Origin of the sequence: Pseudomonas syringae group sp. 247E2 (assembly GCF_032587795.1) — a bacterium.
GTDB lineage: Bacteria > Pseudomonadota > Gammaproteobacteria > Pseudomonadales > Pseudomonadaceae > Aquipseudomonas > Aquipseudomonas amygdali.
This window is the reverse complement of the sequence record NZ_JAWHPK010000017.1, coordinates 50,814-69,559: the sequence shown is the minus strand read 5'-3', so window position 1 is coordinate 69,559 and position 18,746 is coordinate 50,814. Positions and strand designations below refer to the sequence as shown.

General features: G+C 57.7%; 17 protein-coding genes, 2 tRNA genes and 1 pseudogene. 4 read left to right on the top strand and 16 right to left on the bottom strand.

The window, feature by feature from the left end; genetic code table 11:
* Positions 1-13: 13 nt before the first annotated feature.
* Positions 14-412: a S24 family peptidase gene (locus RYC18_RS18095; RefSeq protein ID WP_316886561.1), complete on the bottom strand. Its 399-nt coding sequence runs from the start codon at positions 410-412 to the stop codon at positions 14-16.
* A gap of 1,125 nt (positions 413-1,537) precedes the next feature.
* Positions 1,538-1,613 (bottom strand) — tRNA-Thr (locus RYC18_RS18090).
* Positions 1,614-1,765: 152 nt separating this feature from the next.
* Here RYC18_RS18090 and RYC18_RS18085 point away from each other — a divergent pair.
* The 3 genes and pseudogenes from RYC18_RS18085 to RYC18_RS18075 all read left to right on the top strand — a co-directional run bounded on the left by RYC18_RS18085 (position 1,766) and on the right by RYC18_RS18075 (position 4,142).
* Positions 1,766-1,961: pseudogene (locus RYC18_RS18085) on the top strand (hypothetical protein).
* A gap of 411 nt (positions 1,962-2,372) precedes the next feature.
* Positions 2,373-3,386, top strand: a complete 1,014-nt coding sequence (locus RYC18_RS18080) for a J domain-containing protein (RefSeq protein ID WP_060404420.1) — start codon at positions 2,373-2,375, stop codon at positions 3,384-3,386.
* Positions 3,387-3,818: 432 nt separating this feature from the next.
* Entirely contained in the window at positions 3,819-4,142 is a 324-nt protein-coding gene (locus RYC18_RS18075; RefSeq protein WP_016981244.1) for a DUF6124 family protein, read from the top strand.
* Between the two features lie 295 nt (positions 4,143-4,437).
* Here the strand turns inward: RYC18_RS18075 and RYC18_RS18070 are convergent, their stop codons facing one another.
* The 5 genes from RYC18_RS18070 to RYC18_RS18050 all read right to left on the bottom strand — a co-directional run bounded on the left by RYC18_RS18070 (position 4,438) and on the right by RYC18_RS18050 (position 8,710).
* The gene (locus RYC18_RS18070) at positions 4,438-5,709 is read right to left on the bottom strand and encodes a methyltransferase (protein ID WP_316886560.1); all 1,272 of its coding nucleotides are present in this window, start codon (positions 5,707-5,709) and stop codon (positions 4,438-4,440) included.
* Between the two features lies 1 nt (position 5,710).
* Positions 5,711-6,400 carry an ABC transporter permease gene (locus RYC18_RS18065; RefSeq protein WP_002555785.1) on the bottom strand — a complete coding sequence of 230 codons (690 nt, stop codon included), beginning with the start codon at positions 6,398-6,400 and terminating at the stop codon, positions 5,711-5,713.
* Positions 6,397-7,092, bottom strand: coding sequence for an ABC transporter permease (locus RYC18_RS18060; RefSeq protein WP_003318319.1), 696 nt, complete (start codon positions 7,090-7,092; stop codon positions 6,397-6,399). Before RYC18_RS18060 ends, RYC18_RS18065 begins: the two co-directional genes overlap by 4 nt.
* A 66-nt stretch (positions 7,093-7,158) precedes the next feature.
* The gene (locus tag RYC18_RS18055) at positions 7,159-7,923 is read right to left on the bottom strand and encodes an ABC transporter substrate-binding protein (protein WP_002555783.1); all 765 of its coding nucleotides are present in this window, start codon (positions 7,921-7,923) and stop codon (positions 7,159-7,161) included.
* 13 nt (positions 7,924-7,936) lie between these two features.
* Positions 7,937-8,710 (bottom strand): ABC transporter ATP-binding protein, encoded by a 774-nt coding sequence (locus RYC18_RS18050; RefSeq protein WP_005745036.1) that lies wholly within the window; start codon positions 8,708-8,710, stop codon positions 7,937-7,939.
* Between the two features lie 525 nt (positions 8,711-9,235).
* On the opposite strand from RYC18_RS18050, the gene gabP reads away from it, so the two are divergent.
* Complete coding sequence (gene gabP / locus RYC18_RS18045) at positions 9,236-10,627, top strand: GABA permease (RefSeq protein ID WP_016981247.1); 1,392 nt, start codon at positions 9,236-9,238, stop codon at positions 10,625-10,627.
* Positions 10,628-10,674: 47 nt separating this feature from the next.
* Here gabP and RYC18_RS18040 read toward each other — a convergent pair whose 3' ends face one another.
* The 9 genes from RYC18_RS18040 to RYC18_RS18000 form a co-directional block, all read right to left on the bottom strand.
* Positions 10,675-11,160: a hypothetical protein gene (locus tag RYC18_RS18040; protein WP_316886559.1), complete on the bottom strand. Its 486-nt coding sequence runs from the start codon at positions 11,158-11,160 to the stop codon at positions 10,675-10,677.
* A 141-nt stretch (positions 11,161-11,301) separates the two neighbouring features.
* A complete protein-coding gene (locus tag RYC18_RS18035) occupies positions 11,302-12,648 on the bottom strand; it encodes a PAS domain-containing methyl-accepting chemotaxis protein (protein ID WP_316886558.1) in 1,347 nt (448 codons plus the stop codon).
* 312 nt (positions 12,649-12,960) lie between these two features.
* Positions 12,961-13,239, bottom strand: coding sequence for a hypothetical protein (locus RYC18_RS18030; protein ID WP_004655093.1), 279 nt, complete (start codon positions 13,237-13,239; stop codon positions 12,961-12,963).
* Between the two features lie 179 nt (positions 13,240-13,418).
* Entirely contained in the window at positions 13,419-13,862 is a 444-nt protein-coding gene (locus RYC18_RS18025; protein ID WP_003372222.1) for a helix-turn-helix domain-containing protein, read from the bottom strand.
* Positions 13,859-14,176, bottom strand: coding sequence for a DUF4258 domain-containing protein (locus tag RYC18_RS18020; RefSeq protein WP_005781631.1), 318 nt, complete (start codon positions 14,174-14,176; stop codon positions 13,859-13,861). The genes RYC18_RS18025 and RYC18_RS18020 overlap by 4 nt, the downstream gene beginning before the upstream one ends.
* Before the next feature lie 361 nt (positions 14,177-14,537).
* Positions 14,538-14,613, bottom strand: a tRNA-Phe gene (locus RYC18_RS18015).
* Positions 14,614-14,714: 101 nt separating this feature from the next.
* Positions 14,715-14,987, bottom strand: a complete 273-nt coding sequence (locus tag RYC18_RS18010) for an oxidative damage protection protein (RefSeq protein WP_002555777.1) — start codon at positions 14,985-14,987, stop codon at positions 14,715-14,717.
* Complete coding sequence (gene mutY / locus RYC18_RS18005) at positions 14,984-16,051, bottom strand: A/G-specific adenine glycosylase (protein ID WP_002555776.1); 1,068 nt, start codon at positions 16,049-16,051, stop codon at positions 14,984-14,986. Before mutY ends, RYC18_RS18010 begins: the two co-directional genes overlap by 4 nt.
* 96 nt (positions 16,052-16,147) lie before the next feature.
* On the bottom strand, positions 16,148-18,373 hold the full coding sequence (locus tag RYC18_RS18000) for an AsmA family protein (protein ID WP_016981252.1): 2,226 nt from the start codon (positions 18,371-18,373) through the stop codon (positions 16,148-16,150).
* Positions 18,374-18,746: the final 373 nt, after the last annotated feature.

The following is an 18,746-nucleotide window of genomic DNA, read 5'->3' as shown; positions in this document are numbered from 1 at the left end:
ACCCTATGTCGTACTACCCCCCCCAAAACATCAACTCTTCACCTTTCAGAATGTACCTGGCGGCATAGCTCGGGTTCTCCGACTGCAGACTGACGTCTTCACCCTTGATGCACAAACGCTTGCACATTGGCTCACCATTCACGGCAGCAATGACGATGCTTTTGTGACCAGCTTTTAGCGACCTATCAACAGCGATCAAGTCGGCATCAAATATTCCGATTCCCCTCATGCTGTCGCTGTCGATCTGCGCCACATAGATATATGGTGCCCTGACGTCCATCAGCCTATCTGACGAGAAATCTTGTTCGATATGAGCAACTGCTGGATTAGAGAATCCCGCGGGGATCCTGAATGAGTAAAACGGTAGCAGTAGCCCCGACTCAGAGAGGCGGCCAAGGATTCGGACGTTCATTATGCACGCCTGAGCAAAATTTTTGTATGAATGCCCAGTAATCGTCGAAAGCAGGAGAGTGGCAATTTCGGGTGTAAAAATTTGCGATTGGTGGCCCTGATCAGCCTGGCCGGAAATCGTATTAGAAATAAAAAAATTGAAGGAAAAGCACTTATCCCCCTCCCGCCGACGGGCTCCACGTCCGTTTTTTGTGCGAATCCAGATGCGATGAAAGCACTACCCCAGCCCAGGCCAGCCGTGTGGTTGCGCAGGGGAGCGGCAATTGCACAACGTGCAAGCTTATGCAGAAAAATGTCAGCGCCTTACACAGTGAGCGACGGAGCGGTACAGATGGTGGCAAACCTCAGGGGCCCGGCCCGCTTGGGTGAAAAGTTGGAAAACCGAGGAGGAGGGTGGTTTTCCAAATCGACACCAGTCCTGAAGCGGCGCATCAGGGCATCGATAGCCAGATCACGTCAAACCTCTACAACGCACGCAGGACGGGGGCTATAGCCGCACTCAGGATGCTTTGGACGTTGCACACGGTTACACGTGCTGGTGACGACCTGAAGACCTTAGTCCGCTGCAGTCGGCGTTTTGAAAAAAAGCCGTTTTAAATGAGATCGAAGCTCAGGTATGGGAGGGTGTTTTCAAAAAGAGCGATATTAGCTATATGACCCACGAACCTAGGCTGGAGGCCACGGTTTTACTGGGCTGCGCGTATTACATCGAAAGGTAATATGAAGCAATATGAAAGGTAATATTTTCCTGAAACCCCCGGATTCATTGGGTTTTAGGAAATGAAAATATAGCTTTAGTAAAAGGTAATATTATCGCCTTTGTATCGCTTCAATATTACCTTTGCCCGAAAACGCTGAAAGCCACGGCCTGCAAGGGCTGCAGCCAATTTTCCCGAGACGTATTACTAATATTACCTTTTTTCTGACCCCCCTCAGATTTTGAGCGGGGCCCCCTGTACCGAGCGGTTGGCCAGGGTCTCGCGCTACTGCTCATGAGCGTCTGTAGCTGCGGTTGGAGCTCGACGTGGAGCGCGTAAGACAGGCCCGATCTGTGGCCTTGTTACGTGGCTTATTACGTCTGGGGAAAAAAACAAGGGCCTGCATCGCTGCAAGCCCTTGATTTATATGGTGCCGGCACCAGGAGTCGAACCCGGGACCTACTGATTACAAGTCAGTTGCTCTACCAACTGAGCTATACCGGCGTAATGGGCTGCGAGTATATAGCTTCTGATGCGCTTGTAAAGCCTAGCTGTCTGATTCAGTTGAAAAAAATCGACCATTGGCGCTCTGGGTGGGATGCGGACGGGTAGTGGTGCAGGACGTTTCTGTTGGTTTTGGCGGAATGGTCTGCTTGATGTGTGCGAGCACTGCGCATTTGAACGTTGATTTCGCCTCTGGCACGCGCAGCTTGTGCCTGACAGAACGCTCGATTTTTAACCTGTTCGTGCAAACCGATGCGTCCAGCGTTGATGGCTATCTGGTGCGTGAACAGGCACCCATCCGACCCCCGCCATTTTTGGGCAGTTGCAGGGCAGGAGGGCTTTGCATAGGCTTGCTCTCAACGGCCCGGGCTACTGAGTCAGCAGCATGGGACGTTAGCTTTTCAGCCAGCAGATAAAGGACTATCTGATGAGTAATGCGATGGATCGTAACCGGGTTTGGGGTGTTGTTTGCCGCAGGCTGGTCATTCGCTGAGGAGTTGTTGAAGGATATTTGTAGTTGCGTCTGGCCTGTCGGGTCTTGCGCAAGGTGGGGCTGAGGATTGCTGTCTGAATCGCATGAATGTGCGTCTGGACGCTCACGAAGGCTTCATCGATGTTTCAAGAAATGCCCGGATCCTCTGGATTCGGGCATTTTCTTGTGGGCTGGTTCTTGTTGCGTTGCATTTTCACTGGAGATATGGGCTTTTTGGCCGATAGATCTGTATCAAAAATGGCAGTCAGCCATGGACAGCAAGTGCAATGCAGAGAACGCCCACGCATTACGAGCTGCTGAGTGTTGCTCGCGATGCCTCTCCTGAGCAGATCAAGAAGGCTTATCGCAAGCTGGCGCAGAAGCTGCACCCGGACAGGAATTCCGACCCTTATGCCTCGGACATGATGGGCGTGGTCAACGCGTCTCATGATGTGCTGGCGGACCCTTCGCGGCGTGCGGCTTATGATGCGCAGCTTGCTGCCGATGAGCACAAGGCTCGTATGGACGCGTTGCGGCGCAAGCAGGCGCGTGCGGCGGGTGGGCAGGCGGTGCATGTGTATGCCGCAAACTCTGCTACTGCCACTGCAACGCCCTCTCGGGCCGCTCGGACGGGCCCGGCTCCCAAGGCTTCTCCTTCCTCTTCATCGCCTTCCAGTGACAAGCGGCGCCGCAGTGCGTGGCGTTGGGCGCTGGTGTTTGTGGTGTTTTGCGCAGCCGGGGCGTGGATGGGTTATGACCGGGATGCTGGCAAGGCGTTTGTGCCAGCCGAGCCGGTGCCTGTTGCGCAGACGTGGGTCAAGCCAGCGCCCGCCGCACCGGTTGAAGAGCCTGTGGCCAGTCCAGCCAAGCCGGTTGATGCGGTAACGTCCGAGTGTGAGGTGCCCGCGCTGGATCCGATGGGCGCGCCCTGGCCGGAAAAGGCGGGTTACGTGAAAGATATGCCGTTGCTCAAGGACAACGGCTGGTCGCAGATCACTGTGGATAACTCGGCCGGCGAGTCGGCGGTGTATGCCAAGGTCACGGATGCGGTGGGGCGCAGGGCGTTTCGGCATGCGTTTGTGCCGGCCGGTGCGGTGTTTACGTTCGCCAAGATGGACCCGGGGCTGTATCTGCTCAAGTACAAGATGATGAGCACGGGCTGTGCCTTTGCGTCGGGCCGGATCTTGCTGGAGGAGACGCCGATGGGCAGTCAGATCAAGTCCAGTGCGTACAAGCTGACGTTGCGCAAGTTGCAGAACCGTAGCGTGCCGTTTGCGCGGTTGAAGGATGATCAGTTTTAGCGGTTGGGCTGTGACGTGAGTGCGGCGTCGTCTGTTAAGTCTTCGCGGACAAGTCCGCTCCTACGGGCTTCGGCAATTGTGTGCAGAGATCATCTTTTGCAACGCTTTCAGGCCGGTTTTTGCAGGCTTGGTCTCTTTCTTTTGAAGGACATTTCCGAGAGAATCCCCGACCGCTTGCGCCTCTCGATGTGTGCTTCTAATCTCCGCCCGTCGCTGCATATCAGCGATCGGGTTTAGTCGCCCGGATTTGAGTTAAGGCGTATCGCGTCGCTGTTTTGGTCAGGTCTTCTTCCTGCACTTTATGGCGGCTGTGCGCGAGGGCACCTTCGGGTGCGCCGGTCTTAGCTCCCGGTCGACTAACCTTCGCACAGCTGCCACCTCACTCGTTTAGTCGCGACCCCAGTGGCAGTTCCATTGAGGAGAGAGCTAAGCATGGTCAAAATAACCCCCGACCCACCCAAACAGTCCAGCACCGCGCCAATCTTCGACAAGGCGGTCGTCAAGCGCGCCATGGCGTGTTACCTGCCAATCCCCCGCACTGACAAAGAACCCCACGACAGCAAGTTCGACTTCATCAGCCTGGAAGCAACCTTGGTGCATGCGCTGGATTTCCTGCGCTGCGCATCGGCTACTGCCCACGAACTGGGCGATGAATTGACCGGTGCGCAACGCGACCTGGCGTTTGCCTCCATGCACATGCTGGAAATGGCCAAAGTCATGGTCGAGCGCTCGCTGGAGTGTGTCGAAGAGGTCTGAAACCTCGCACTAAACAAGTCGTGCACAGGCACTTGCGTGTGCACGATTGAGCCAGGTAAAAGGCTTGTTCCAGAGCCTTTACCAAATCTTTATGCACAATTGCTTGATAAAAAAATACGCGCGTTACCAGATGTGCGCACATTGGTCTGATGCGCCGCAAGGCATTGTTTTTGCGGGATACGGAAAGGATTGCGGGAAAAAATAAGGGGCTTTAGTAACTGGCGCGCCAAGCTTTAACGCACTCATCCACATTTTCATCAACAGACTTATCCACAGGTTGCTCAATCGATTTAGGTCACGATTTTCGGGCCAGAATCAGCAGGTTGCGTGGTGTAATCCGGCTGTCACAGAAAGTGCCAACCCTGACGCTGTAACCCTGCTCGTGGACATACATTGCCCTGTCGAGCACCAGCCACATCTCCAGCGGACGCCGAAACAGGTCGCGGACCAGTTCCAGGTTGCGCACTTCGGCCAGCCTTTTCCAGCCAGCGGCTTCCAGAGAAGCCCAGTCCTGCTGGCCCGGTGCCGGTAGATTCTTCAGTCGCGCCAGATGATTGCAGTAGTCCGCGTAGGACGCATCCAGCCAGGATGTCGGCAGCGAAGGCGTGGGCAAGTAATCGTCAATGCCGCGCAAGCTGCGCTGCAGCAGGTCGAAGCCCAGGCGGCGGGCCATCGAGGTGTCGCGTTGACGACGCACACGAGCGCCAGCCGTCACGGTTTCGCTGAGTGGCAGGCCGAGTTCGTCTCGTGACAGCTTCAAGCCCGATGCCTTGCCGTCGCTGGACAGCGGCCGATACAGGTCGTGCCGGGTGCGGTTGTAGCAGCATGGCGCGATTGCCATGTACCGGCAGCCGGTCTGGCTGGCCAGCTCCATCAGCTGAATGTGCAGGTCGCCGCAGGCATGCAGCGCCACCGGCGTGTGCTCGGGTTGCAGGCAGCGCCAGGCGTCGTCGGCCATTACATCCTGCTGCACATGCCTGGCGTCGATGCCTTGCCGCGTACTCAGTGCCAGGCCTGCTTCGATCAGCGCCGGGTCGTGCTCCAGGCAGGTCAGACGCTGACCGCGCCCGGTCAGGCGACGCCCCAGGTGGCCTTTGCCTGCGCACCAGTCCAGCCAGTGAGTGGTGGTATCACGCCTGTCCAGATGGCTGGCGAAGGCTTCGATCTGTTGCCATTTGCGCCCCGGCACGTCGACACTCATGCGCGCATCGACTGGCTCCAGAGGATGTGAAGGCAGTTCAGAGACGTGGCTCAGGGTGACGGCTTCGGCGGCCAGTTGCGGGAACGGAAACGGCGCGTCGAGTTGTTCCGGGTGGTTATGCGCGGCCTCGGCCTGTTCCAGCGTGCGTTGCCGCAGCCAGTTTGCGAGGTCCGGGTATTTGTCTTCCCACGGCAGACGCAGGTGCGTGAACGGCTTGGGCCGCCACAAGGCCTGATGCGCGAACAGAAAGCTGTCCAGCGCACGAAAGTGGCTGCCGAGGTGTTCATCCTGCAAGCAAGGTTCAGAGGGCATGGTGGCGGCCTCGTGTGGCAAGGTGCTGACTGGATCGACGCCAGCACCCTTCATATCAGCGCCCCTGACTGGCGTCTACACGCAATAGCTTTTCCAGCAGGCGGAAGCCTTGTACCAGCACGAACGTCATCACGAGGTAGAACATACCGGCGGCGAAGAAAATTTCTACCGGCAGGTAGGTGCGGGCGATGATCGTGCGGGCCATGCCGGTCAACTCCAGCAGGGTAACGGTGCTGGCCAGGGCACTGGCCTTGAGCATCAGGATGACTTCGTTGCTGTACGCAGGCAGACCGATACGTGCCGCGCGGGGCAGGACGATGTAGAACAATGCTTTCCATTTCGACATGCCCAGCGCCCGCGCAGCCTCGACTTCACCGACCGGCACGGCCTGAATGGCGCCACGCAGGATTTCTGCGATGTAGGCGGCGGTGTGCAGGGTCATGGTGACAACCGCACACCAGAAAGGGTCACGCAGGTATGGCCACAGCGGCCCCTGACGCACCACGTCGAACTGCGCCAGGCCGTAGTAGACCAGAAACAGTTGCACCAGCAGCGGTGTGCCGCGGAAGAAAAAGATGTAGGCGTAGGGCAGGGCGCGTACCGGCCAGTGACGCGATGCACGGGCGATGCCCATCGGGATGGCGAGGATCAGCCCGGCGATGACGGCAATCGCCACCAGCTCAAGGGTCAGGGTCGCGCCCTGTGCCAGGCGTGGCAGCCACTTGATGATGACTTCCCAATTCATGACGCGCTCCTCAGAAAGCCGCGACTGGCACGCTTCTCAAGGAAGTACATGCCGGCCATGGCCAGCACGGTCAGCCCCAGGTACATGAAGGCCGCGACCATGTAGAAGGTGAACGCTTGCTTGGTGAAGCCCACGGCGATCTGCGCGTGGCGCATGATTTCTTCCAGGCCGATCACCGAGACCAGCGCGGTGTCTTTCATCAGAATCATGAACAGATTGCCCAGGCCGGGCAGGGCGATGCGCCACATCTGCGGCAGCACCAGCTTGAAGAGGATGCGCGAGCGTGACATGCCCAGCGCCAGCCCGGCTTCACGATGGCCTTTGGGGATGGCCAGAATCGCGCCGCGAAACACTTCGGTCGCGTAGGCACCAAAGCAAATGCCCAGGGCAATGACCCCGGCAGCGAAGGCGCTCAGGGCCAGGTCAGGAATGTCGAACAGTTTGCCCAGAGCGCGCATGCCGTTGACGGTGCCGAAGTAAATCAGCAACACCCAAAGCAGTTCGGGAATGCCGCGTACCAGGGTCGAGTAGGTACTGCCCAGCCATTGCAGCGGCTTGTAGGGCGAGGTCTTGGCCAAGGCGCCGAGCAGTCCGAGTATCAGCCCCAGGCACAGGGCCGAGAGTGCAAGCTGGACCGTCATCAGCGCGCCAGCCGCAAGGGCCGGGCCGAATCCGTGGAGATCAATGTTCATGGGCAGGCTTTGTCAGGGCCGGTCGCCGCGCTTCGACAGGAAGCGGCGGCGACGCGGTCAGGTGAATCAGAGGATGCTGAAAGGGAAATACTTGTCGTTGATCTTCTTGTAGGTGCCATCAGCGATGATTTCTTTCAGGGCCGCGTTCAAGCGCTCGCGCAGGGCATCATCACCCTTGCGCACGGCGATGCCGATCTTGTCGTCTTCAACGACAGGCTCGCCCTTGAACTCGAAGTTCTGACCCGCTTCGCTTTTCAGCCACTCAAAGCTGACGTATTTGTCGGCCAGCATGGCGTCGACGCGACCGGAGGACAGGTCGAGGAAGGCGTTTTCCTGAGTGTCATAGAGCTTGGCGTCCATGATCCCGAGCTTGTCTTCCAGCCAGGTGGCGGCCAGTGTTGATCGCTGTGCACCCACTGACTTGCCGGCAAGGCTTTCTTTGGCTTTTTCAGTGCTCGATACGTCGATCGAGGAAGTTTTCGGCGCGATGAATTGCAGCTTGTTCGAGTAATACGGGTTGGTGAAATCGACCACCTGCTTGCGCTCTTCGGTGATCGACAGCGACGAGATCAGGAAGTCGAACTTGTTGGCCATCAACGCCGGGATGATGCCGTCCCAGTCTGACGTCACCGCTTCGCACTCGACCTTCATCCTGGCGCACAGGGCCTGGCCGATTTCATAGTCAAAGCCCACCACCTGGCCACTCGCGTCCTTGTTGTTGAACGGCGGGTAGGCACCTTCGATGCCCATTTTCATTGTTTCAGCAAAGGCACTGCCGCTGAAGGCAAGGGTGGCCGCTGCGATCAGCAAGATCTTTTTGTACGACTGCATGGGTGTTGCTCCGTTAGCGGTGACTCGACATGAATTGTTTGCACCTTGCCGACAGCGGGTTTTCGAATACTTGCTGCGGTGTGCCCTGTTCTTCGACCATTCCCTGATGCAAAAACACCACTTCAGTTGATACCTGACGTGCAAAATTCATTTCGTGGGTCACCAGCAGCATGGTCCGGCCTTCTTCAGCCAGTGCGCGGATGACGCCGAGTACTTCCTGAACCATCTCCGGGTCGAGGGCCGAGGTCGGCTCGTCGAACAGGATAACCTTTGGTTGCATGGCCAGCGTACGCGCAATGGCTGCGCGCTGCTGTTGCCCACCGGAAAGCTGCGCAGGGTAGGCATGGCGCTTATCGGCGATGCCCACTTTGGCCAGCAGCTCTTCAGCCACCTCGATGGCTTCGGCCTTGCTCTGGCCCAGAACGCGACGCGGCGCTTCGATGATGTTATCGAGCACGCTCATGTGCGGCCACAGGTTGAAGTTCTGGAACACGAAACCGATCTGGCTGCGCAAGCGGTTGATCTGCCGGTTATCGGCGGCCATCAGGTCGCCGTTGCGCGCAGCCTTGAGCTTCAACTCTTCACCGGCCACTAGAATCTGCCCCTGATGCGGGTTTTCCAGCAGGTTGATGCAGCGCAGCAACGTGGACTTGCCGGAACCGGAGGAGCCGAGGATCGATATGACGTCGCCGTCGCGAGCCGTCAGCGAGATGCCTTTGAGCACCTCAAGCTGATCGTAGCGCTTGTGCAGGTTGCGGATTTCCAGGGCGGGCGTGGCCTCGGCCATGTGGGGTCCTCGTTGAAGTGTGCGCGCTGGCTGCCAGCGAACGCCAAGCTAGCACAGCGTTTAAAGGACAACCATCGACGTATTGTGTCGAGCGTGGAGGCGCTCGACGGGTTGTCTCATCCGGGCAGCGGACGGTCGCATGAAGGCAAGCGCCATGCCCTGCAAAACAGGGGCGTGCGCGAAAAAGGCGCGATGTTGCCAGCTTTGGCCTGGTGTTGGAAGTAGCATTTGCTGAGTGGTGGTCTGATTTCTGCACCATGTTTGCGCTTTGAGGAAGGTTTGGGGCATTTTTGGTGCGTGCATGTAGGCGAATCTGAGGCGTTTGGTAACAAGTCCTACGGACTGCGTATAAAAGCCATCACCCTGCATGCTTCACGGGCTAAGCCACAGGCCTCGTATTCTCTAAGCGACGTCGTTTTCGAAATATTTTGGCGCAATTCTTGCGTCAATAATAAAGAACGGCACCGTAGCTTTCTTTTTACGTAACGCTTCGGTGTGCCTCGCTCGTCTTGCACAGGTGGTTTTATGAGCAGTACCGCTAACTCTTCCGAGCTCGAACAAGGGCTGAAACCGCGACACATTACGATGCTGTCGATTGCCGGCGTGATTGGTGCCGGTCTATTCGTCGGCTCCGGCCACGCGATTGCCGAGGCAGGCCCTGCCGTGCTGCTGGCCTATGCCGCTGCGGGTACGCTGGTGGTGCTGGTGATGCGTATGCTGGCCGAAATGGCCGTTGCCTCGCCAGACACCGGTTCGTTCTCAACCTATGCCGACCGCGCTATCGGGCACTGGGCCGGCTTCACCATCGGCTGGTTGTACTGGTGGTTCTGGGTGCTGGTGATCCCGCTGGAGGCCAACGCCGCCGCAACCATTTTGCATGCCTGGTTCCCGAACATCGCGATCTGGATGTTCACGCTGGTCATCACATTGCTGCTGACCGCGACCAACCTGTTCAGTGTGAAGAATTACGGCGAATTCGAGTTCTGGTTTGCGCTGATCAAGGTTGTGGCGATCATCGCGTTCGTGGTGCTGGGTGTTGCGGCGATTTTTGGTCTGCTGCCCACCAGTAATGTCAGTGGCGTGAGTCATCTGTTTGATACCGGTGGCTTCCTGCCAAACGGCATGGGCGCGGTGCTGGCGGCGATGTTGACCACCATGTTCTCGTTCATGGGCACCGAAATTGTGACCATCGCTGCGGCGGAGTCCAAGAACCCTGGCAAGCAGATCACCAAGGCCACCAACTCGGTGATCTGGCGGATCTTCCTGTTCTATCTGGTTTCGATCTTCATCGTTGTGTCACTAGTGCCGTGGAACGACCCGCGCCTGGCCGAGGTGGGTTCGTATCAGACCGTGCTTGATGCGATGGGCATTCCGAACGCCAAGCTGATTGTTGACCTGGTGGTATTGGTTGCTGTGACCAGCTGCCTGAACTCGGCCCTGTACACCGCTTCGCGCATGCTGTTCTCGCTGGGCAAGCGCGGCGATGCACCTGCCGTGTCGAAGCGCACCAGCAAGGGCGGCACGCCTTACTGGGCGGTGATCATGTCGACTGCCGCGGCGTTCCTGACCGTGTTCGCCAACTACATCGCACCGGCTGCCGTATTTGATTTCCTGCTGGCCAGCTCTGGTGCCATTGCCCTGCTGGTGTATCTGGTGATTGCCGTGTCGCAACTGCGGATGCGCCAGAAGCGCATTGCTGCAGGCGAGGCTATCGACTTCAAGATGTGGCTGTTCCCATGGCTGACGTGGGCGGTGATCGCGTTCATCGTTGCAGTGCTGACGATCATGTTGATCCAGGAAGAGCACCGTGTCGAAATCATCGCCACCGGCCTGCTAAGCCTGCTGGTGATCAGTGCTGGCCTGCTGGTTTCGCGCCGCCGCAAAGCCGGGCGTGTAGGCGCTGCTGCGCTGGGTTGATTGGCCGCTGACTATCGTGCTGACGCTCTGCGTCGGCACGGTCTCGATCAGCGTGTGGCCTTGGTGTCTCGCTTCATCAGCAGATCGGATGCCAGGGTGTAATCCTTCTGGAAGGCAGGGCTTTCGATCCATTCGATGGCTGTGTCTTCGTCTTCATCGTGGTACATGGCGCGGTACACGATCAGCAGACCCATCATGAAGTCCGTGGCAGGGTCTTCGTCCTCTTCGGAAACGACCAGTGCCAGCACCGGGTACTGCAGGAAGACGACGCACAGCGCCAGTTGGCTGATGGCTTCGGCGGCTTTCATGGCCACGAAGAGATCATCATAGTCGGCCGGGTCGAAGCCGTTCTCTACGATGTCTTTGAAGTCGAACGTGTTTAGATCAAGTTCGACGTCATCAAACGGCAGATTGACCAGCTCAGAGGCAAACACCGGGTGGACGAGGCTGGTTGTGCCCTTGCCCGAACGGTTCTGCTTGGCCTTGATTTTTGCGCGCTTGGCACGTTTTTGCTGCTTGTCTGGCGAGGCCATGAGCGGTCCTTTGGCTGGCGTGAAATGCGATGGCCGCTATTGAAGCGCAGACGGGCTGGATAACCAAGGCTTGGCCGTAATCTCTGGACAATAAAAAACCCGCAGGACGCGGGTTTTGATGTGCTGGGTGTTACACGATCGTCATCGCTTGCCCGGCTTTGCAAACGCTTCGGCTTCATCCATGCGCGTGGCGAACATGTTCACGGCCTCGACCGCATCGCTTGCGCCGTCGCGGATCTGCACGATGACCTGTCCGGCCTGATCGGCCAGTGTCACACCTCGAATGGCGCCTTCCTGCGTGGCATCCATGCTCGCCACCGCTTCACGTGTTTCGGCGAGAATCTTGCCTATCATTTCGGCAATCTCGGTGGTCGAGCCGCTGGTACGTCCGGCCAGTTGCCGCACTTCGTCGGCGACCACGGCAAACCCGCGACCCTGATCACCCGCCCGTGCCGCTTCGATGGCAGCGTTGAGCGCCAGCAGGTTGGTCTGATCGGCGATGCCGCGGATGGTGTTGACGATGGCGGTGATCTGCTCGGAGCGATCGCCCAGCTGGCTCACCAGCTTCGCCGACGCGCCGATGTTTTCGGCAATCTGGCGCATTTCCCGAGCGGTTTCCTGAATGACCAGGGTTCCTTGTTCGGCCACTTTCTCGGTTTCTGCCGAGATATGGTAAGCACGCGACGCACCATGCGCATCGGCTTCCTGCTTTTCGACACGCTGGGTAATGTCACTGGCGAACTTGACGATCTTGTAGAGCTTGCCGTCGACATCAAAAACCGGGTTATACGTTGCTTCCAGCCAGACAACCCGGCCATGTTTGCCGAGGCGTTTGAACTGATCGCCAATGAACTCGCCCTGATTCAACTTGCGCCAGAATTCGGCATATTCCGGGCTGTTGGTCAGTGCCGGTTCGCAGAATGATCTGTGGTGTTTACCTTTGATCTCGTTCAGTGCGTAACCCATGACGTTCAGGAAATTACTGTTGGCGGTTATCACATTGCCATTGGGCTCGAATTCGCAAACAGCCATGGCCCGGTCTACTGCTGCCAGCTTGCTGTTGGTCTCGTTTTCGAGCATTACGCGTTTGGTGACGTCCAGAGCATATTTGACCACCTTGAAGACTTTGCCCTGCGTATCGGTCACCGGGTTGTAGCTTGCCTCCAGCCAGACGCTACGGCCACTCTTATCGATGCGCTTGAAGGTGCCGGAGATGAACTTGCCAGCCTTCAGAGACGCCCACAGGTCCGCGTATTCACGGCTGCGGAGCATCTCCGGCTCGCAAAAGTCGCGGTGCGTCTTGCTGGCCAGCTCATCGGCCCGGTAGCCCATCGCTGCAAGGAAGTTATCGTTGGCACGAAGGATCTTGCCGTCGAGACCCAGCTCGACCACCGCCATTGATTTTTCCAGTGCGCTTGTCAGTCCTTTGAGTCCATCTACCTCGGCCTTCATGGCTGTCAGTTCAGCTTTGTTCTTGTTTCCGAACATAACCTGCCCCTTGGTGTGTTTGTGGACTTGCTGTGATTAGAGTATCGGCTCGAAAAGCGGCGACATGAACGGTTCATCGCAACAATCGACTGGATAAATGAAGAGATTTATTGGCGTCAAAAAAGTGCAGTTTTTGGTCAAAGAAAAATACATTGACTATAAGTGCACAGATATCTGGAAAAGCGGTCTGCCCGTCAAATTCCGGACAAAGAAAAGCCCGCGATGGGGGAGCGGGCTTAAGGATTCACACTTGGGAGCAGCTCTACAATGACGCGGCCGCTGTGAAAACTTTGTGAAGAGTATTCACTGTTTTCACTTTTTTTCCGGCTGGATGGTGTTGGTCACTTCGGACGTCGGCACGAAGGTCTTCGATTCTTCGGCAGCCGCTTCCTTGGACGCAGCTTTATCCTTGGCCGCTTCGGTGTTCTCTTTGGCAGCCTCGTTCACTTTGTCCTGGGCAGACTCCATCTTCTCCTGGGATTTCTCCTGATGAGCCTGAGCGTCCTGTGCTTTCTGTTCGGATTTGCTGTCGCAGGCAGCCAGACCCAGAGTGGCGGCGATGATGAGGGCGGAGGCAGTAAACTTGAGCACGTAATTTTCCTTGTGGAAGCAAATGTATGGCTTCGATGGTGGGGAGGGAAAATTAGTTCAACGGGATGGGTTGGCAGGGCTCTGGATGGCTGGTATGAGTAGCAGAAGGCCGTTGTGATCTTCTCAAGTGTTGCCTTGAACGGCACCTTTACATGCCGCCAGACTAATCACCCTCTGAGTCAAGCGACTTTCAGCTCGGACTCTTTCCACTGTGTTCCGTCCAATTCGAACGCGGCTCCTTCGTGGGGTTGTGCATTTCGTTCGAAGATGATCGGACCAAAATTGGCGTGGATATAGGCAGCGTAAAAAGCCCTCATGGCAACATCAGCTGGTCCCGGTATTTCTTGAGATTCGCGCTTTTCCCAGTTGGCAATGGTCTGCACATCGACCCGGAAAATGGCTGCAGCCTCCTCCTGAATGAGATCCTGCTCCTTTCTCAAAAAGCGAAACTGACGCCCGGTCATTGGCGTTTTCTGGCCAATGATATCCACAGCTATCGCTCGATGAAGTCCGTCGATATCTTCGATCTTCACACCCTCGCCGTATGGCGTTTCGAGGATCGTATAGCCATTTTTCAAGAAGATGCCGTCCAGTCCACTGCCTTTATATTTGTACATTTTCATACCTCCCACACCGTAATTGCGAAAAGCTCGTCAGGCTCAGGACTTGGATTGACGGCTACTACCATGCAGACAACATCTCTCGGCGCGAGCTCGCTCATCCGGAACTCGAAGTTGCCATGCCTCTCGCTGTACGTAGGCCCTCGGATGATTGCTCCTCGACGCAGGCATCTCAGGGCCTCCGTGGCGGTTATGCCGCGCTCATAGAGGCGCTCCAGGCAATGCTCGCGAAAGACGACTTTGGAGGAATCTCTTGCCAGGACATGAACAAGATCCTCAAGTTGCTGCTTGCTCCACAAGGGCTGCCTGTTTTTCATGCTGCCTATAATCCTTATAGGTGACACCATATTAGGGTGTCGTCCTTGCGTCGTAAATAATGATTATTTTCCGCTTGAGGCGTCGCGCTTGGAGCCTTTGAAATTAGCGGGTTTTGGTTTGCCGAGGCTTGGCTACCTTGTCACGCGCTGCGAAATGCGGGCAAGCGAATAAGCCGGATGGCGGCAGACGTGCGGTGCAGGAAGAGGCGACACGTGCAGTAGTCTGATTCTACTGGTCTCTTCTGCGCGCGCAGGGTGCAGACACGTCTGTCATTCAAAAAAACCAGACAACAAAAAGCCCGCACGAGGCGGGCTTTTTGTGTGCTTTCAGGTGTGCTTGGCATCACCTGAAAACGAAAGGTGGTGCCCAGAGACGGAATCGAACCGCCGACACGGGGATTTTCAATCCCCTGCTCTACCGACTGAGCTATCTGGGCAACGGGGCGCATTAGACGTGTTTTTCAGGAGGTCGTCAAGCGTGTTTTTTAAAAAATTTGAATTATTACCGACGCTTACGACCTTCACTGCGTGAAACGCTTTATTTTTCGGGGGGTACGTAGCCTTCGGCCTGGGCGTATTCTTCGCCGGAGAGAAACTTGTCCATCTCGGTCTGGAGGAATTTCCGGTCTTCAGCGTTCATCATATTCAGGCGGCGCTCGTTGATCAGCAGGGTTTGGTGTTTCTGCCAATCGGCCCAGGCTTTTTGCGAGACGTGGTTGAAGATGTCTTCGCCCTTGGCTCCCGGATAAGGGGCGCGTTCCAGGCCGGGCAGTTCTTCTTTGTACTTGCGGCACATTACGGTGCGGGTCATGACGACTCTCCTGCGTTCAATACGTCAGCTGCGCGTTTGAGCAGCTTTTTCACCGGGGCGGCAAGGCCCAGGCGTGGCGGGGTGGCGAGGTTATACCAGAGCCAGTCGGCCTCGGCCACGTGATCGGCGGACTCCTGGACCTTGACCAGCCAGGGTTCGATGCTCAACTGGAAGTGGCTGAAAGTGTGGATCAGCCCCGGCAGTTCATGATGCTCGCCCAGTTGCAGCGCGTGTTGGGTGGCCAGGTGCTGCAGGTCATCGAAGTCATCCAGTTCCGGCAGGCTCCACAGGCCGCCCCACAAGCCGCTGGAAGGGCGACGATAAAGCAGGATCGCGCCGTCTTCGTTGGCGAGCATCGGCATGAGCGTGCGTTTCTGCGGCACGGTCTTGCGCGGCTTGGGGATCGGGTAGCGCGTTTCCAGGCCCAGCATGTGCGCCTCGCAACTGCGTTCCAGCGGGCAGAGCAGGCAGCTGGGTTTGCTGCGGGTACAGAGCGTGGCACCGAGGTCCATCATGGCCTGGGTATAGTTGTTGACCCGGCTATGCGGTGTGAAGCGTTCAGCTGTGGCCCACAGCTGTTTGGCCACCTTGGGTTCGCCGGGATAGCCCTCCTGCGCGGTAAAGCGCGCCAGCACGCGTTTGACGTTGCCGTCGAGGATCGGCGCGCGAAGACCCATGCTCAGGCTGGCGATTGCGCCTGCGGTGGATAGACCGATACCGGGCAGCAGGATGAGTTTTTCGACGTCGCGGGGAAACTCGCCATCGTGATCGGCAACCACGATTTTTGCGGTCTTCTGCAAGTTGCGGGCGCGGGTGTAGTAGCCCAGCCCGGTCCATAGGTGCAGCACTTCGTCTTCCGGTGCCTCAGCCAGCGCCTGCACGGTCGGCAGGGCCTCCATGAAGCGGTCGAAGTAATTCAGAACGGTGCTGACCTGGGTCTGCTGCAGCATGATTTCCGATACCCAGACCCGATACGGCGTGATGTCTTGTTGCCAGGGCAGGTCATGTCGGCCATGACGGTCGTACCAGTCCAGCACGGCGCTGGAGAATTGTTCGGGTTGCATGGCCTGAAGGGCTCTCGTCGTCGGGATATGAGTCGGTATAGGAAAGGTTGCGCCAATGGAGCGCCGCGAGGGCGCTCCTGAGCTGTTCACAGTGCTCTAGCGTTTGAACAATCCCTTGAGGGCGTCCTTGAGTTCGGGGCTGACCTTGTCACCGAGTTTTTCATTCAGCTTGTCCTCAAGCTTCTCGCTGATCCGGTCGCCTGCCAGCCTGGCAGCGATCTGGCCCACGCCTTCCTTGTCCAGGCGGCAGGCTTTGGCACCCAGTTCCAGCGGGCCGCGGCACTGCACCGGCCACTCGATGCCGACAAAGCGCGGATTGATCTCGCACGCCGGGTCCGGCATGTCGCTCTTGTCGCCTTCGACGATGATGCCGACGCGGTAATTCATGCCCAGTACGCGCAGATCGACGTCGCCGTTACCGTTGACGGCCATGCCCGGCGTACGAACCTTGAGATCCGGGTTGCTGGCCACGCCGTTGCGTATCACCAGATTGCCGTTGAGCTGCTGGAAAGGAGTGTCCTTGGCGCGCGGTTCGCCGCTAAGCGTCTTGCGGTTGAGGATCGAAATACCCTTGCACAGCTGCTGCTCCAGGTTGGCATTGACCAGTACGCCGTTATTGAGCGCAAAGCTGGCGGTGCCGTTCAGGCTGTCGATCAGGGCTTTTTCGCTGTTGCCTGTGCCGGTCAGGCTGCTGTCTAGGTTCAGCAGGCCACGCACTGGCGGCGTCTGGCCCTGGCTTTCCAGAATGCGTTCGACCGGTACTTTGGCAATGCGCGTCTGTACCGTGGCCACAGGCGTGTCCGGACGCGCGTCCAGATTGCCCTTGACCTCGAAGTTGCCGTTGTACAGGTCGCCACTCAGCGTATCGACCTTGATAAGACCACCGTTGGCCTGGGTCTTGAACGCTGCGTTGTCGATGGGCAGTTTGTTCAGGGTCAGTTTGCCGAAGCTCAGGTCAGCTTCGACATCCAGCGTACGCAAGCGCTCCAGCGGCAGCAGCCTGGCAGTGCTCCAGGCGGCCTTGGTCGGTTGTTCGGGCAGCGGTGAATCGCCCGCAGCAGCGGCGGCTTCACCGGACTGAACCTCGGATTTGCGCGCGGCCTTGGCACCTTTGCTTTCTTCGCTCTCAGCCGGACGATAGCGGTCGGCGTCGAAGGTATCGCCCTTGAGCTGGACACGCAGCGCCTGCTTGGCGAAGTCGTCCACGGCGATCCGACCCGTGAAGGTGCTGTCGTCGACTTTCAGGTTGAGGTTTTCCAGCGCAAGGCTGGTGGGCGTGCCAGCGAGGCGTGTGACCATTTCAACCTTGCTCAGCGCGCCCTCGGACATGGCTGGCAATGGCTGGCCGATGTTTTCGAAGAAGGTGCGCAGGTCGAGCTGGGCGATGGACAGACCGCCGCTGATCTGTGGCGTCTTGTCCAGATCACGGGCACGCAGTTCGCCCAGTGCGCGCAACTGGTTGGCTGACACTTTGAGGCTGTTCCATTCGGCGATATTGGCGGCAAGGTCTGCCAGCAACTGGCCCTGCGCCGAGAAAGTGACGGTCTTGCCCTGCAGCGGCTCGCCTGCGACTTCGCCGGACAAGCGCATGTCTTCGAATTGATAGCGCTTGAGTACGCGGTCCATGCGCAGTTCGCCGACCAGTTCGGTCTTGGCGCGCACGACGGGCTGGTTGGTGCTCAGGAACGCCGTCAGTTTGATCGGGATGTCGGATGCTTCACGAATTGGTCCGGTGCTCAGTTGAATGCTCTCGGCCGTGAAGGTTCGGCCTTTGCGGGCATCGCTGTAATCCACGCGGGCGTTGTTGACAGTCAGGCTGTCGATGTCCAGCCGGATCGGCTGGGAAGGGCGATCGGCCTTGGGCGCGTCCGGGGCAGGCGCAGGGGTTGGTTCGCCAGGCGCTGTGGTGGTTGCGACAGCGGGCTTGCCGATGTCCTCCCAGTTGCCATGACCGTTTTCGTCACGGTGCAGGGCCAGGTTAAGGCCTTCGACGCGGATGTCACTCATCTGCACCTGACGACGAAGCAGCGGCAGGACACGTACGGACAGGCCGAGCATCTGCACATCGGCAAACGGCTGATCGGGGGCGGTCAGGGTGGCGACATGGGCGTCGTGCAATTCCAGGCCGAGCCAGGGGAACAGGCTCCAGCCGATATCGCCGTTGAGCGTCAGCTCGACGTTGGCCTTGTCGCGTGCCAGCTGGCGAATCTCGTCTTTGTAGTCGTTGGGATCAAACAGGTGGGTCAGGGCGAAGCCGAGAGCCACGATGATCAGCAACAGCCCGAGAATAAACAGCCCCAGGATTTTGCCGAACGCTTTCATGGGCGAGTCCTTGTGTCGATATTCAAAAATAGCCCGTGAGTATACCGCTCTGACGCGCGTACCGGGCTGCGGATGCCTTTATTGCTGTCCGGTCGCCGGTTTGAGGTAGCAGCGCTCCTCTCGACCCTACAGCTACATAGCTTTTTTGCCTCAACTAAGGTTCTGACAGGCTTTTCCTTATCATTTAATTGATTGCATCTATGGCGTCATAGAGCGCGCGGATTAACCGATAAAATAGATAATAAAAAGCATGTAACGAGATGCTTATTTGCCATCAGACAGTGATAGTCTCCGTTTTTGCTGGCTCAGGTGCGTCTTTTTGTCACGTATCTGAACAACCTGCCGATAAAACAGACATGGCCGCTCGGCATAG